The sequence below is a fragment of the Segetibacter aerophilus genome (assembly GCF_007991655.1).
In the GTDB taxonomy this organism is placed as follows: domain Bacteria; phylum Bacteroidota; class Bacteroidia; order Chitinophagales; family Chitinophagaceae; genus Segetibacter; species Segetibacter aerophilus.
The window spans coordinates 210,487-225,863 of record NZ_BJYT01000006.1 but is presented as its reverse complement, the minus strand read 5'-3'; the positions used below and the strand labels follow the sequence as shown (position 1 = coordinate 225,863).

The following is a 15,377-nucleotide window of genomic DNA, read 5'->3' as shown; positions in this document are numbered from 1 at the left end:
AGAGCTGCGCATTGCAGCTCTTTTTCTTTAAGCACATTATAACAGTGTAATAAATACTTTTGCAATCATATGTCTGATGCGGTAAAAAAGAAGGTTTTTGATTTTTCATTATTAAGAAGAGTTTTTCAGTTTGTAAGGCCCTATAACCGTTACCTGATTATAAGCATTGTTCTTTCTATTCTACTAGCTGTATTCGCACCGGTAAGACCTTATCTTATTAATCTTACAGTTGATGTAGCTACCGGCAAAGCAGCTCATATGCCTGTCTGGCTGAAGGTCTTCATGTTTAATGCGGATCTATCTGATGCCACACGATTTATTATAGCTATCACTGTTTTTCAGATTGTTTTTCTTTTTATTGAAACTGCTTTCAGGTTTTATTTTTCGTTTATTACTTCATGGCTTGGGCAAAGTGTAGTAAAAGACATGCGGGTAACAGTGTATAAAAAGGTGATGAACTTAAACCTTTCCCAGTTTGATAAAACTCCGATCGGCACATTAACTACCCGAACTATTAACGATATCGAAAGCATCAACGATATTTTTGCAGACGGTTTGATACCGATTATTTCAGATTTGCTTTCGATCATTTTTACGCTTGCTATTATGTTTTATATGGATTGGAAGCTAACCTTGATCAGCCTTATTCCATTCCCAATTTTAATAATCGCTACCTATTATTTTAAAGAAAGTGTAAACCGTTCTTTTATGAAAGTGCGAAATGCAGTTTCAGCGTTGAACGCCTTTGTGCAGGAACATATTACAGGTATGCAAATCGTACAGGCTTTTGCTGCAGAAGATAGGGAGTTCAAGAAATTCAAGAAGATTAATAAAGAACACCGTGATGCTAATATTCATGCAATCTTCGCCTATTCAATATTTTTCCCGGTGGTGGAAGTTGTACTGGCTGTAAGTATGGGCCTACTGGTTTGGTGGATTGCAGGTAACGAGTTAGACGCAGGCTTGCTGGTTGCCTTTATTCTTTATTTAAACCAGATTTTCCGGCCATTAAGGGTAATTGCAGACAAGTTTAACGTGATACAAATGGGGATGGTGTCAAGTGAGCGCGTTTTTAAAGTTCTTGATAATGCTGACGTAATTCAATCCGAAGGTTCTTATGCGCCTACCTCCATAAAAGGAAAAGTGGAATTAGAAAATGTCTGGTTCGCGTATGTAAAGGATCAATATGTTTTAAAAAACATCTCTTTTACAGCTCAACCTGGTGAAACCATTGCCTTGGTTGGTCATACCGGTAGCGGAAAAACTTCTATCATAAGTCTTTTAAATCGCCTTTATCACATCCAAAAAGGTGCAATCAAAATAGACGATGTAAATATCGAAGATTACAAGTTAGACGTATTACGGAGTCGTATTGGAGTTGTATTACAAGACGTCTTTCTTTTTTCGGGTACGGTTCTCGAGAACATTACTTTAAGAAACCCTGCGATCGCAAAAGAGCAAGTTGTTCAGGCAGCGAAAATGATCGGAGTACATGATTTCATTATGAGCCTTCCTGGTGGATACGACTACAACGTTATGGAACGAGGCAGTACTTTAAGCCTTGGTCAGCGGCAGCTTCTTAGCTTTATCCGGGCTCTACTGTATAACCCGTCGATCCTTATTTTGGATGAAGCGACCTCGTCCATTGATACAGAAAGCGAGGCTCTAATACAACAAGCAATCGACAAGTTAATCGCAGGACGAACTTCAATAGTTATTGCCCATCGTTTATCGACGATAAGAAAAGCCAGTAAAATATTAGTAATGGATAAGGGTGAACTGAAAGAAATGGGGACACATGAGGAGTTGCTTACGCTGGGAGGTCATTATGCCAACCTTTACAATATGCAGTTAGAAAAGCGCAAGGCTGTATTAGTGTAAAGTGATTTTTGAGGCACTTATCTTTCTAAATGCTATCAGCTATAATCGAAGTGAAAGTTTGATTAAGTAAATCAACTAAAAAAGACGGGACAAAAAAGAGCGGCAAACAGCCGCTCTTTTTTTATAAGTGTATAAACTCTTATTGTTGTGTTGATCCACTTGTTCCGCTTGTTCCTCCGTTATTCATCTTTGACAACATATCCCGGTGCATTCTTATTTTAGGAATTGCTTTTGTCACCAGTGCCTTTAATTCAGGATCAGTTAGTGTAGTTGATGCAGCCTGAAGTTCTGTTAGCTTTGCTTCATGCATTGCAAGCATTTGAGTTACAAAAGTTGTATTAAACTGAGTGCCTGTAGCATTTTGAAGAGCTTGCATTGCCGCCATTCCATCACCAGACATTCCATGCATTGCCATACCGTTTCCACCTGTCATACCACTACCAGAACCTGAAGTACCCATTCCTGATCCTGTAGTGCTACCGGTACCTACTCCTGATCCTGTAGTACCACTTCCTGTTGTGCCAGTACTACCAGAATTACCCATTCCAGAACCTGTAGTTCCTGTACCGCTACCAGTACCTACTCCTGATCCTGTAGTACCACTTCCGGTTGTTCCGGTACTACCAGAAGTACCCATTCCAGAACCTGTAGTTCCTGTGCCGCTACCAGCGCCTACTCCTGAACCTGAGGTACCAGTTCCCGAGCCTGTTGTTCCTGTACCGCTACCAGTAGTTCCTACTCCTGAAACTGTATTACCGCTTCCTGTTGAACCTGAACCACTGGTACCCATTCCTGATCCTGTAGTTCCTGTTCCACTACCGGTACCTACTCCTGATCCTGAAGTACCAGTGCCAGTCGTACCTGTGCTACCTGAAGTTCCTACTCCGGATCCTGTTGTTCCTGTGCCACTTCCGCTGTTTCCATTTCTGTTTCCCCTATTATTTCTTCCTGTTGTTCCGCTTCCTGTTGTTCCACTACCTGAAGTTGAACCACTTCCTGATGTTCCCACACTGCCGCCTCCAGTTGTACCAGTTCCTGAACCTGTAGTTCCCATTCCTGAGCCAGTTGTTCCTGTTCCACTTCCTGCACCTACGCCAGAACCTGTGCTACCGCTTCCGGTTGTACCTGTGCCTGATCCTGTTGTTCCCATTCCAGAACCTGTAGTTCCTGTCCCACTACCGGTACCTACGCCGGCTCCTGTACTACCGCTTCCGGTCGTACCTGTACCTGAACCAGTAGTTCCACTTCCGGAACCTGTACTTCCCATGCCCGAGCCAGAAGTAGTATTACCCGAAGTACCTACACCGGAGCTTGAACTACCAGAGCCGGTAGAACCAGAAGTAGTACTTCCTGAACCTGAACCGCCTGTTCCTACACTAGATCCGGTTGTACCGCTTCCACTCCCCGAACTCCAGTTGCCACTTCCCATGTTCATCGCCGAAATATTCCTGGTTTTAGCGGCCCGCTGCAAATCATTTAGCATGGCAGTGTGGTCAGTGATCATCTGCTGAGCCAAAGTCTTTATCTTAGAATCAGTCGCTTTTGTTCTGCCCATTTCAGACAGTTGTATTTCCATCATGTTGTCTATAATGTTTTTACTAATAAAAGCAGTATCACTCATTCTATTGGTTGAAGAAGTTGACGACCTGTTGGAAGATGTACCGCTTTGTGCTTCTGCCATTGTGCATCCAATGAACGCTGATGCCGTCAGAATTAGCCGTGGTAAATTACAAATAGGCTTTTTCATAAATTTTCGTTTTTAATTAATAGATGGTTTGTAAAGAATTAAAATTCGTCTCTAATTCCTCCTACTTTAACCACAAATCATATGCAAGATTTTAAACACTTGAACCTCAGCTGGTAAGGAGAAAAGCATTTATAGTTAGCTAGCGTTTATTGAAACAGTTGGGGAAAACATTCTATCCTTAGGGGAATATTATGACCTTAAATAATTGAAGGAGAACGTTTATTAAAAATTTTTTTAATAAAAAAAAAGCAACACTACCTATCTTGTCTTTTTCGTTCCTTAGTGCTTAACTCTTTATTGAAATACCTATTAAAAACATCAATAGTATACAATCGGGCAACGTCTTCCTCCCTCACAAAATCTAAAACAAAAGCGTTAGAACGGTTGAAAATTAAAAAAGTACTTTTCCTATCCCCTGCAATGTTTAGCGCACTATAAATGATATTTTTGCACTTAATGATTATTTTGTAACCAATTACTGATATGCCTTTAAAAATCATCGATCATAGTAGCAAAGAGTACAAACAAATGGTTGAGCTACGCAAACAAATTTTGCGCAAGCCGCTCGGACTTGACTTTTCAGCTGAAGAACTTGAGAAGGAAAAGAATGATTTATTAATTGCTGCGTATGAAGATGATCAGATGTTGGGCTGTTGTATACTTACACAAATTAATCCTACTACGGTAAGGCTTCGGCAAATGGCAGTAAAAGCAGGCCTTCAAGGTAAAGGGATCGGCAGGGTACTAATGCAATTTGCGGAAAATATCGCCCGAGACAGAGGTTATAAAAAACTCTGCATGCATGCGCGAAAAACAGCCGCAGGATTTTACGAAAGGCTCGGGTATACTGTGACTGGTGAAGAGTTCACAGAAGTTACGATACCGCACTATAACATGGAAAAGCTTTTATAGTACGGACTCTATTTCTTCGATTTTATTTTCTCCCTTAATAGGCTGCGAACATCTTCAAGTGTTCCTTCTTTTTCGATTGCTGCTTTCGGCACCAGAAAGAATGATTTGCTGTCAAAATACAAATGGATGAAGTGCGGGCTTTCAAGGTAAGAGATGAATTTCTCCCAGTTCCATTCTGTGTATCCTCGCTCGTTTTCTACCCGAACACGGTATTCTCCAAAAGTCATTTTAAAATTGTCTTTAAAAGTCGATGCTTTTTTATACACCGTATTTGGTAAAAAATACCAGAAAGAAATCATGATGGCTATCCAAAGGATGGAGCTAAGTAAAAATGCAAGGGGCGAAACCTTGCGGAAATAAAACAGAGCAGCAGAAAATATCGCAAATACATTCACTAGTATCATTAGTATTCTTACTTCAAACCTATTTATAAAGTGGTAGCGGAGCGCCTGGATCACTAATTTTTTATCGTAAGAAAAAAGTATTTGCATGAAAAGAATTTGTGAAATTAAAAGTAGGTAAAAAGAGGTGAGCGCAACAATCGGGCAGAAGTTGAAAGGAACGTGCTTACAGGAAATTCGAAGCAATTAAAAAATCGAAGCAAAAACATTCATACTACCAGGGCTGATCTTAAAAGTAGAATTTAAATAAAAAAACCCTGAATTGAATTCAGGGTCCTTTTTTAAATAACGCTTTTATAATTGCCAATTTAGCTACATCCCATACTATTACCGCAATTCAGGCATTTGTAACAAGTGCCACTTCTTAAAGTGATATGTCCGCAAGTGTTACAAGCCGGCGCGTCGCTTTGCATATTTTTGGCTGCTGCATTTACTGCATCAAGACCAACATCTGCTTTTGCTGCAACCAGCTTTTGCTGTTTCTGCGGCTGCGTACCTTGAGAACCATTTACAGGGGCGGAAGGTGTAACCCTCACACTACTTAATTCTTGCTTTACTTCCGCATCGTCGCCCAGGTTGCTAAGTTCTGGCTTGTCTAACACATGCACCAAATCAGTACGCCCCATATATTCATAGGCAAGACAACGGAATATAAAGTCGACGATTGAAGTCGTAGTCTTAATGTTTGGATGGTCGACCATACCTGCCGGTTCAAACTTGGTAAACACAAATTTCTCGACAAACTCTTCCAACGGCACACCGTATTGAAGGCCAACTGAAACTGCTATCGCAAAACAGTTCATCAGGCTACGAAGTGTTGAACCTTCTTTTGCAAGATCAATAAAGATTTCTCCTAAAGTATTGTCGCTGTATTCACCGGTGCGTAAGAAGATAACTTGTCCGCCAATTTTTGCTTTTTGAGTAAACCCACGGCGTTTGCCGGGTAATGATTTGCGCTGTACAATATCGCTAAGCTTACGCTTCAGCTGGGTATCGGTAGAAGCATGCATACGCTTGGTCACTTCTTCCAAAAGCTCTTCAACTGTTAACTTGCTCAAGTCGACAATATTGGACTCGGGCTGCAATTCTCGCGTTTCTGCGTTCGCAACTTCTTCCTTTGTTTCTTCTGTTTTCTTTTTCTTGTCGCTTTTATTGCTTAACGGTTGAGACATTTTAGAACCGTCACGATACAAGGCATTTGCTTTCAACCCCAGCTGCCAGCTAAGCATATAGCAGTCTGCAATTTCTTCAACAGCCGCCTCATGTGGCAGATTGATTGTTTTAGAAATCGCACCGCTGATGAATGGTTGAGTTGCACCCATCATACGAATATGCCCATGTGCATGAATATACCTTTCACCCTTTTTACCACACTTATTCGCACAATCGAAAACTGACAGATGCTCGGGCTTAAGGAAAGGGGCACCTTCCACAGTCATTGTTCCGCAGATATAATCGTTTGCTGCATCTATTTGCTCGTCTGTAAATCCTAATGCTTCCAGCAGGTTAAAGTTCCAATCCATGTATTCAGCCGGCTTAAAGCCCAATCTTTCAAGACAAGCTTCCCCTAAAGTAAATCTGTTGAAAACGAAGCTGATCTCAAAAGCCGATTTCAGTGCGTCGCCTAGTTTTTTGATTTCTTCGGCAATAAATCCTTTTTCGCTTAAAGTTTGGGCGTTGATGAAAGGGGCGCCTTCAAACGAAGCACTACCTACCGCGTATTTGATAATTGCATCAGCTTCTTTTTCTGAATACTTCAGATTTTTCAAAGCCTGCGGAACAGATTGATTAATGATTTTGAAATAACCACCACCGCTCAGCTTTTTAAACTTCACCAAAGCAAAATCAGGTTCAACACCGGTAGTGTCGCAATCCATTACCAGGCCGATTGTTCCGGTTGGAGCAATTACGGTTGTTTGGGCATTGCGATAACCATACTTCTCTCCCATTTCTACAGCTTCATCCCATGCTTTGCACGCAGCAGAAAGCATATAATCAGGACAATATTTTGCTTTAATACCCTGAGGTCTGATACTTAATTTCTCATAGCTGTCGGCATCATAAGCGGCTACACGATGGTTGCGCATTACACGCATCATGTCTTCCTTATTTTCTTCGTATTTCACAAAAGCGCCTTGATACTTTGCTATCTCTGCACTGGTACGGTAAGCTACGCCAGTCATGATAGCTGAAACTGCACCGGCAATACCACGTGCTTCTTCACTGTCATAAGCAATACCACTTACCATCAACATACTTCCAAGGTTAGCGAAGCCAAGACCCAAGGTTCTGTATTCGTATGAAAGTTGTGCCACTTCTTTGCTGGGAAACTGGGCCATTAAAACCGATATCTCTAATACAACAGTCCATAGACGACAGGTATATTCAAAACCTTCTACATCAAATATGTTCGTGTCATTATCATGAAACTGCCTGAGATTTACCGAAGCAAGGTTACAGGCAGTATTGTCGAGGAACATATATTCTGAGCAAGGATTAGAAGCTCTGATCTCACCACCCTTTGGACAAGTGTGCCATTCGTTAATGGTAGTATTATATTGAGCTCCTGGATCAGCACATCTCCATGCTGCATAAGCAATTTTATTCCATAGTTCCTTTGCAGGAATAGTTTTCATGGTACGGCCATCTGTTCTTGCCTTCAGGTGCCAATCTTCACCCTTCTCCAATTTCTCGAAAAACTCGTTCGGAATACGAACAGAGTTATTAGAGTTTTGACCTGATACGGTGCGGTAAGCATCACCTTCATAATCACTTGAATAACCTGCAGCTATTAACGCACCTACTTTCTTTTCTTCTTCAACTTTCCAATCGATGAAATCAATAATCTCAGGATGGTCTAAATCGAGGCAAACCATTTTAGCAGCACGACGGGTAGTACCGCCACTCTTTATTGCACCTGCAGAACGATCGCCGATTTTCAAGAAACTCATCAAACCACTTGAAGTGCCACCACCACTTAGCCTTTCACCTTCTCCGCGAATGTTAGAGAAATTCGTTCCAACCCCTGAACCGTATTTAAAAATTCTTGCTTCACGAACCCACAAATCCATGATACCACCATCACTTACCAGATCGTCTTCAACGCTTAATATAAAACATGCGTGCGGCTGAGGCCTTTCGTATGCAGAGGTTGACTTTTTCAAATGGCCATCATTTTGGTCAACATAGTAATGTCCCTGTGGTTTTCCACTAATGCCATAACTCTCATACAAGCCGGTATTAAACCACTGAGGGCTGTTTGGCACACATGCCTGGTTCAAAATGCTATACACCAACTCTTCATAAAAAACCTGCTCATCTTTCGCACTGTTGAAGTAATTGTATTTCTCACCCCAAACTCTCCAGCAATTAGCCATCCGATGTGCAACCTGCTTTGCTGATGTCTCTCTACCTAGTGTTCCGTCGGGTTGAGGCACACCCGCTTTTCTAAAATACTTCTGAGCAATGATATCAGTTGCGATCTGGCTCCATTGTGCCGGTACTTCGCAATTCTTCATTTCAAAAACAACTTCTCCGCTCGGGTTGCGGATAATGCTTGTTCGATAGTCGTAAGTAAACATATCGAATGGAGATACGCCTTCTTTTGTAAAGCGGCGTTGAAACTGTAGTCCTTTAGTGGTTTGTGTGGCGGCCATTGGCAAAATGTATTATGAGGTGAGCAGATCAGAAAAATACCCCCTGGAAATTGTAGGGCCAACGAAAATATCAGGCTTTTCTGATAAAAAGGAGTCTATAATATCCCCTGATGTGGATAATTATTGTGCATATTAATGAGCGTCAATACTGCATTGAGTTGTAGGAAATGTCCACATAAATGTTGACAACTTTTAATAAAACGACTGCCCTTTTTACTACTTTATTTTGTTTTATAAGGTCACGCCTAATTCCCCTTACTGGTAATCGTTCGCACCTTACTTCCATCACTTTTACAAGCGTGCGCGACCATTTCTAAAGTGTTAGATGCGCTCTTAACTAATGGCATAACATTTTTATTAATAACTCAACTATTCAAATAAGTTTCAGCATTTTACACAGGTTATTGTTGAAATCAAAAATGAATAAATAAAATTTTTTCAGCATTTTTGCAAGAACTCGATACCAGTTGCATGAAGAACAAGCTTTACCAGCATTTTTTAAAGAATAAACAGCAAGGCCAAAAGTCGCTTGCGGTCTTAATTGATCCAGACAAGGTTGACGGAGATAAAATAGAACAGTTGGTTACCTTGGGAACAGATTCTAAAGTTGATTATTTTTTTGTTGGTGGCAGCTTAATCATATCAAACTACCTTGACGAATGCATTCAGCAGATTAAATCCTCTTGTAATATTCCTGTGGTTCTTTTTCCTGGCAGCCCAGCGCAGATTAGCAAATTCGCTGATGCTCTTTTGTATCTCTCTTTAGTATCAGGACGTAATGCAGAACTGTTAATTGGACAGCATGTGGTAAGCGCTCCCTTCGTTAAGAAAAGCGGTTTAGAGATTATGCCAACGGGTTATATGGTTATTGATGGTGGTGCGCCCACAACCGTCTCTTATATCTCAAATGCTACCCCCATACCCTCAGATAAAAATGAGATCGCTCTTTGTACGGCTATGGCAAGCGAAATGCTCGGTATGAAGTTGATTTATATGGACGCCGGCTCTGGAGCAAAAAGAGCCATCACAGAAAGTATGATTGCGATGGTATCAGCAAATATTGAAATCCCGCTGATTGTCGGCGGGGGCATTACTGACCCCGAAAAAGCCTATCGCAACTGTAAAGCCGGAGCGGATGTAATTGTTATCGGCAATGCAATCGAAAAAGATCCTGCACTTATAAAGGAAATGGCTACTGCAGTTCACAGCCTCGCAATTACTGCTTAATTTTTGAGTTCCAACATAGGGTTTAGTGGCAACATCGTTGCGTCGCACTCTTTTACTGAAAATCAATTTGCCACGAAATAACATTCAAACCTTTTCCATTATCTCGTTAACTCATCGGCCTTCACACGAGAAGGTGTGTCGTTTCCGCTAACAATGCTTTTGGCACTTATAATGACCGACTTAATAACCTCGGTCATATTGTTCAAGTCCAGAGTCTTTATTTCGTCGCTGAGTTTATGGTAGTTCGCCTCGTTATCCATTTTAGACGTGGAGATCGTATGTGCAGGAACACCCAACCTGGCAAGTGTAGCGTTATCAGATCTATAAAATAAATTCTCTGCAGTATATGGGTCAGGATAAAAAGTGAACTGGCTTCCTTTTAAGTTTTTTTGCAGTATTTCGCCCAGGTTCGATTTTTCGAAACCGGTTATGTAAGCACTGTTTTTACCCCACTTACTTTCGGTTCCTATCATTTCCATATTAAACATCGCTACCACCTTATCAGCATCTTGTTGGGTAGAGAAATACTGTGAGCCAAACCCGCCAATTTCCTCAGCCGTAAAGGCTGCAAATACCAGCGTTCTTTCATTGTTTTTTGCTGCTTTATAATATTTGGCCATAGCAATGATGGCAGTAATACCTGAAGCATCATCATTAGCGCCGTTGTATATAGAGTCGCTGTTATTTTCTTTACCAATACCTAAATGATCGTAGTGCCCTGAGAATACCACCACTTCTTCTTTTTTACTTTTGCCCGGTATAACGCCTACTACATTTGAACCTTGTTGTTCTACCAGGTCTTGCTTTACATTTATGTCAAACTTGTCTGCCGTATAACTCCCCAATATAAAAACAACGCTCTTCTCTGATTTGAAAAGCATCTGTCGCATACGATTTAAGCGGGTAAAGTTTTGAGCGAAAGAGGTATCAATAAAAACGATGTAGTTTTCTTTAAGCTTCAAATATTCGCCTATCTCTTTTCTAAATGGCGCACCTTGTTTAATGGAAGCCTTAGCAAAACCCGAAGTTTCTGTAACCTTTAAGTCAGAAGAGGTAGTAAACGGAACAACATTCTTTGTATCCATGACATTGCCATCAATGGAAGCGGTGACCCTTGTGTTCTTAGGGCTCACCATTGTAAAAGTCTGTTTGAAACCAGTAGTACCTTTTAGGGGAGCTAAGCCGATTTTCTTAAATTCATTGCTAATAAAATCAGCCGCTTTTTCTGCACCAGGAGTAAAAGCCCTTCTTCCCTGCATGTCGTCGCCTGAGAGGGCTGTTTCGATTCTTTGTACTTCTGCAGGCTTTATAATATTATCGATCGACTGACCGATTGAAACAAAAGCTATAGGTATAAATAAAAGGGAAAGGCTTAATTTCTTCATTTATCAAAAGTAACTTATAGGCTCATCATCTCCTTAAACTTAACAGTTTGCCTACGGCTAACTTCAATTTTTTCACCTCCTTTTAATTCAAGCAGCAAGCCACCATTAAAATAAGGTTCAATTTTTTCTATCCACCTCATATTAATGATGTGCTTACGATTTGCCCTAAAGAAAACTTTATCGTCTAACCTGTCTTCCAGGGAATTAAGCGATTTTAAAATAAGGGGCTTATTTGGTCCAAAGAAGACTTTAGCATAATTACCGACACTTTCGAATAAGCGGATCTCGTTAAGCTTCACAAACCAGCAGCGCTCACCGTCTTTTACAAACACCTGGTCTTCTTCAGTCAATAACCCTTCTCTTGCAGCAGTACCATTGCTGCTTCCGTTGGAGTGATTTGAGCTGTGACTTTCCTCCTGCTTTATTTTCTGAATAGCGTCAGAGAGACGCTTAGGCTCAACCGGCTTTAGTAGGTAGTCAAGGGCGTTTACTTCAAATGCTTTTAGGGCAAATTCGTCATAAGCTGTAGTAAAAATTACTTTGGGAGCACGCTCTAATTCTTCCAGCAAATCGAACCCTGTTTTGCCGGGCATTTGAATATCAAGAAATATAAGATCGGGGTTGTGTTGCTCTATTTTTTCAAGTCCTTCCTGCACGTTAGATGCTTCGTCGATTATTTCAATTTCTCCAAAATCTTGTAATAGTTTTTTTAACTCATTTCTCGCTAACCTTTCGTCATCAATTATAATTGTTCTGACAGACATAGTTTCCTCGTTTTTTTTAGGTTTACCGTATTGTTAGTTTAAGTTGAAAAGAATATTAACTGTACAAGAGTGCGACGCAACAAAAGCTTGATCAGGGAACTAAAGCAAGGCCCTCAAATAAAAAATCAGACAGTAAGCACCGGCATCTTAACCGTTGCTTCTACCATATTCTCACTTTTGTTTTTGATTTCAAAATGCGCTTTATCTCCATACAGTAACATAAGCCTGCTTTGGGTGCTGTACAAGCCAAAGCCATCGGGATTAAAATCGCCGTTCAAGTGACCCGTATTAGTAACAATCAATTCGTGATGATTGTCTTTAAAATCGGAAATGATCTTAATTACGCCGCCTTCCATTTTCTTACTTATACCATGCTTAATGGCATTCTCTACCAACGTTTGCAACATCATTGGCGGCACAGGCTGACCAAGAGTATCCTCGTCGATATCGTACTCTATATTAAGCCGGTCTTCAAATCTAATATGCTCTAAGGCGAGGTAATCGCGCACAATATTTAGCTCTTTAGATAACGGCGTAGTTTCAACCTTTTCAGCCTGCATACTGCTTCTCAGCAAATTGCTTAGCTCAGTAATAGCCTGCCGTGCTCTTTGTGGGTTTTCATCGACCAAGGCGCGAATACTGTTTAATGCATTGAAAATGAAATGAGGATTTATATGAGCTTTGATGGTTTTGAGTTCCAATTCTTTCACCAGGCTCTGCAGCTTCACTTTGTCCAGCTGTTCCTGCTGGCTCTTAATGACGTAGTGGTAGGTGAAATAGATAAGGTTCCAGATGATTAAAAATATGAAACTGGAGAAAGACGCTTTTATAGTTTGATAGACTAGCGTATGCTGCCGGAAAGTTTCATTGGTAAGGTTAAAGGTGTCCTCAAGGTAAATGCTGGCGAAAGTGAGGAAAAAAGAAAATCCTACCGTCGTCAAGATCATGTAGGTGATCTGGTTATCCAATCGCAATTTTAAAAGACCAACACGTTGTATGAACGACCTCATTAAGTGAGTGATGCCAATACCTAAGAATGCATCAAGAAAAAGAACTTTGAAAAAGTTGGGGTCTTCTTTTGTTCGGAGGGTTAGGTAGAAGAAAGTAAAAACGATTATGTAAGTGCTCCAGCCGCCGATCTGACAAAGCCAGTATTTCGATAGAGTTTTATTCATACGTTACCAAAAATAAAAATAATAACTGTCAATGCGCAGTTCTTTTGATTAAAGGTGAATTAAAGGGTTAACTGGTGGAATAATATTTTATGATCTATTTTAAACTTTCAATTAACAATATCCGTTATGTAAGAGGTTTTGAAAACAGAGGAGTTGCAATTATACCTTAATTTTACAAAAATTGGAAAGGATGGAAATTACGCCGGGACATTTGTTAAAGGGAATTGATAGTCCCGCTGATCTTAAAAAATTAAGTCGAGAGCAGTTGCATAAAGTGTGCGACGAATTAAGGCAATATATTATTGATGTCGTAAGCGTTCACGGTGGTCATTTTGCTGCAAGTCTTGGCGTTGTTGAACTTTCTGTTGCACTTCACTATATCTACAATACTCCTTACGATCAGTTGGTTTGGGACGTGGGTCACCAGGCTTACGGACATAAAATTCTAACCGGCCGGAGAGATAATTTTTACACTAATCGCAAATATCACGGCCTTAGTGGATTTCCAAAAAGAGGCGAAAGTGAATATGATACCTTTGGTGTAGGCCATTCTTCCACCTCTATTTCTGCCGCTTTAGGAATGGCGATGGCTGCTAAATACAAAGGTGAAACTGACCGTAAATCCGTAGCAGTAATCGGCGACGGTGCAATGACAGCGGGGATGGCATTCGAAGCAATGAACCACGCCGGTGTTGCTGACAGCGATCTCCTGATTATTCTAAATGATAACTGTATGAGCATCGACCCTAATGTCGGTGCTCTCAAAGAATACCTTACAGATATCTCCTTATCTCCCACTTATAATAAATTAAAAGATGATGTTTGGAAAGCTTTAGGCAAACTACCTGTTGGCAAAGGTTTTACAAGATCTATGGCACATAAGGTGGCTGAAAGCTTAAAAGGAATGGTAAGCAGTAGTGCAAATTTGTTTGAAGCTTTAAAGTTGAGGTATTTCGGCCCGATTGATGGCCACAACATTACCAAACTTGTAGATACTTTAAAAGATCTTCGCGAAATTCCCGGCCCTAAAATTTTGCATATCATTACCGTGAAAGGAAAGGGATATTCACTCGCAGAAAAAGACCAAACAAAGTGGCATGCACCCGGACTATTTGATAAAATAACCGGGGAAATTGTAAAAAAGAAATTTACTGCACCACAACCTCCAAAGTACCAGGACGTTTTTGGGCATAGCATTATAGAGCTGGCAGAAAAGAATGATAAAATAATGGGTGTGACGCCGGCAATGCCAAGCGGTTCTTCTCTCAAGTTTATGATGGATAAAATGCCTCACCGCTCCTTCGACGTAGGTATTTGCGAACAACATGCAGTCACGTTAAGTGCCGGCCTTGCAACGCAAGGGTTAAGGGTGTTTTGCAACATTTACTCTTCATTTATGCAAAGGGCTTTTGACCAGGTCGTACACGATGTAGCCATCCAAAAGTTACCGGTTGTACTTTGTCTTGATCGTGCAGGTCTGGTCGGCGAAGACGGACCCACACATCATGGCGCTTATGATATTGCTTATTTCCGCTGTATCCCAAATATGGTTATCAGTGCACCAATGAACGAGTCTGAGCTACGAAACTTAATGTTTACTGCTCAGCTTGAAAGTACAACGTCTCCATTTGTTATTCGTTATCCACGGGGCGAAGGCGTAATGACCAACTGGCAAACTCCTTTCGAAGAAATACAAATAGGCAAAGGTCGTAAGATAAAAGACGGTGAAGATGTTGCCATACTAACGTTTGGCCATCCGGGTAACTTTGCTACTTCCGCTATTCGTGAACTTAAAACACAAGGAATTAATCCAGCTCACTATGATATACGTTTTGTGAAGCCTTTAGATGAAGAACTATTACACGAGGTTTTTGCGAAGTTTGATAAAGTAATTACCGTAGAAGATGGAACAATCGTCGGAGGCTTTGGAAGTGCTATTCTTGAATTTATGGTAGCTAACGAATATAGAGCTGATGTGAAAATGCTCGGAATTCCTGACAGGATTGTTGAACACGGAACACCAAAAGAATTGCACCGCGAGTGCGGCTATGATGCCCAGGGAATAGCAGAAACCGTAAGAGAAATGTTGAAAGATAAAGTGCGGGTTTCGACATTTATTGGAGGATAATTGATAATTGGTATAAATGAAATGAGCTGCTAATAGGCAGCTTATTTCATTTATAGAAGTATTTGTGTTTCCCGCATGTGTACTTCTATCAGCTTTACTTG

At 40.8% G+C, this 15,377-nt stretch carries 10 protein-coding genes; 4 read left to right on the top strand and 6 right to left on the bottom strand.

The annotated features are described in order from the left end of the window. Nucleotides 1-69 precede the first annotated feature (69 nt). Complete coding sequence (locus SAE01_RS09760; RefSeq protein WP_147203570.1) at nt 70-1,881, top strand: ABC transporter ATP-binding protein; 1,812 nt, start codon at nt 70-72, stop codon at nt 1,879-1,881. A gap of 139 nt (nt 1,882-2,020) precedes the next feature. Here SAE01_RS09760 and SAE01_RS09755 read toward each other — a convergent pair whose 3' ends face one another. Further along, nucleotides 2,021-3,628 (bottom strand): DUF4142 domain-containing protein, encoded by a 1,608-nt coding sequence (locus tag SAE01_RS09755; RefSeq protein ID WP_147203569.1) that lies wholly within the window; start codon nt 3,626-3,628, stop codon nt 2,021-2,023. 483 nt (nt 3,629-4,111) lie between these two features. Between SAE01_RS09755 and SAE01_RS09750 the strand changes: the two genes are divergently transcribed. After that, nucleotides 4,112-4,540 (top strand): GNAT family N-acetyltransferase, encoded by a 429-nt coding sequence (locus tag SAE01_RS09750; RefSeq protein ID WP_147203568.1) that lies wholly within the window; start codon nt 4,112-4,114, stop codon nt 4,538-4,540. Nucleotides 4,541-4,548: 8 nt separating this feature from the next. On the opposite strand, the gene SAE01_RS09745 is transcribed toward SAE01_RS09750, so the two are convergent. Next, complete coding sequence (locus SAE01_RS09745) at nt 4,549-5,031, bottom strand: YcxB family protein (RefSeq protein ID WP_147203567.1); 483 nt, start codon at nt 5,029-5,031, stop codon at nt 4,549-4,551. A gap of 218 nt (nt 5,032-5,249) precedes the next feature. Then, nucleotides 5,250-8,597 (bottom strand): vitamin B12-dependent ribonucleotide reductase, encoded by a 3,348-nt coding sequence (locus SAE01_RS09740; protein WP_147203566.1) that lies wholly within the window; start codon nt 8,595-8,597, stop codon nt 5,250-5,252. 471 nt (nt 8,598-9,068) lie between these two features. Here SAE01_RS09740 and SAE01_RS09735 point away from each other — a divergent pair, with 471 nt between their 5' ends. After that, nucleotides 9,069-9,824 carry a phosphoglycerol geranylgeranyltransferase gene (locus SAE01_RS09735; protein WP_147203565.1) on the top strand — a complete coding sequence of 252 codons (756 nt, stop codon included), beginning with the start codon at nt 9,069-9,071 and terminating at the stop codon, nt 9,822-9,824. 98 nt (nt 9,825-9,922) lie between these two features. Here the strand turns inward: SAE01_RS09735 and SAE01_RS09730 are convergent, their stop codons facing one another. From SAE01_RS09730 to SAE01_RS09720, 3 genes are all read right to left on the bottom strand, one after another. Next, on the bottom strand, nt 9,923-11,209 hold the full coding sequence (locus SAE01_RS09730) for a M20/M25/M40 family metallo-hydrolase (RefSeq protein ID WP_147203564.1): 1,287 nt from the start codon (nt 11,207-11,209) through the stop codon (nt 9,923-9,925). A gap of 14 nt (nt 11,210-11,223) precedes the next feature. Next, entirely contained in the window at nt 11,224-11,973 is a 750-nt protein-coding gene (locus SAE01_RS09725; protein ID WP_147203563.1) for a LytR/AlgR family response regulator transcription factor, read from the bottom strand. Nucleotides 11,974-12,098: 125 nt separating this feature from the next. Further along, nucleotides 12,099-13,148 (bottom strand): sensor histidine kinase, encoded by a 1,050-nt coding sequence (locus SAE01_RS09720; RefSeq protein WP_147203562.1) that lies wholly within the window; start codon nt 13,146-13,148, stop codon nt 12,099-12,101. A gap of 190 nt (nt 13,149-13,338) precedes the next feature. Between SAE01_RS09720 and dxs the strand changes: the two genes are divergently transcribed. Continuing rightward, a complete protein-coding gene (gene dxs / locus SAE01_RS09715) occupies nt 13,339-15,276 on the top strand; it encodes a 1-deoxy-D-xylulose-5-phosphate synthase (protein WP_147203561.1) in 1,938 nt (645 codons plus the stop codon). The last annotated feature ends 101 nt before the right edge of the window (nt 15,277-15,377 follow it).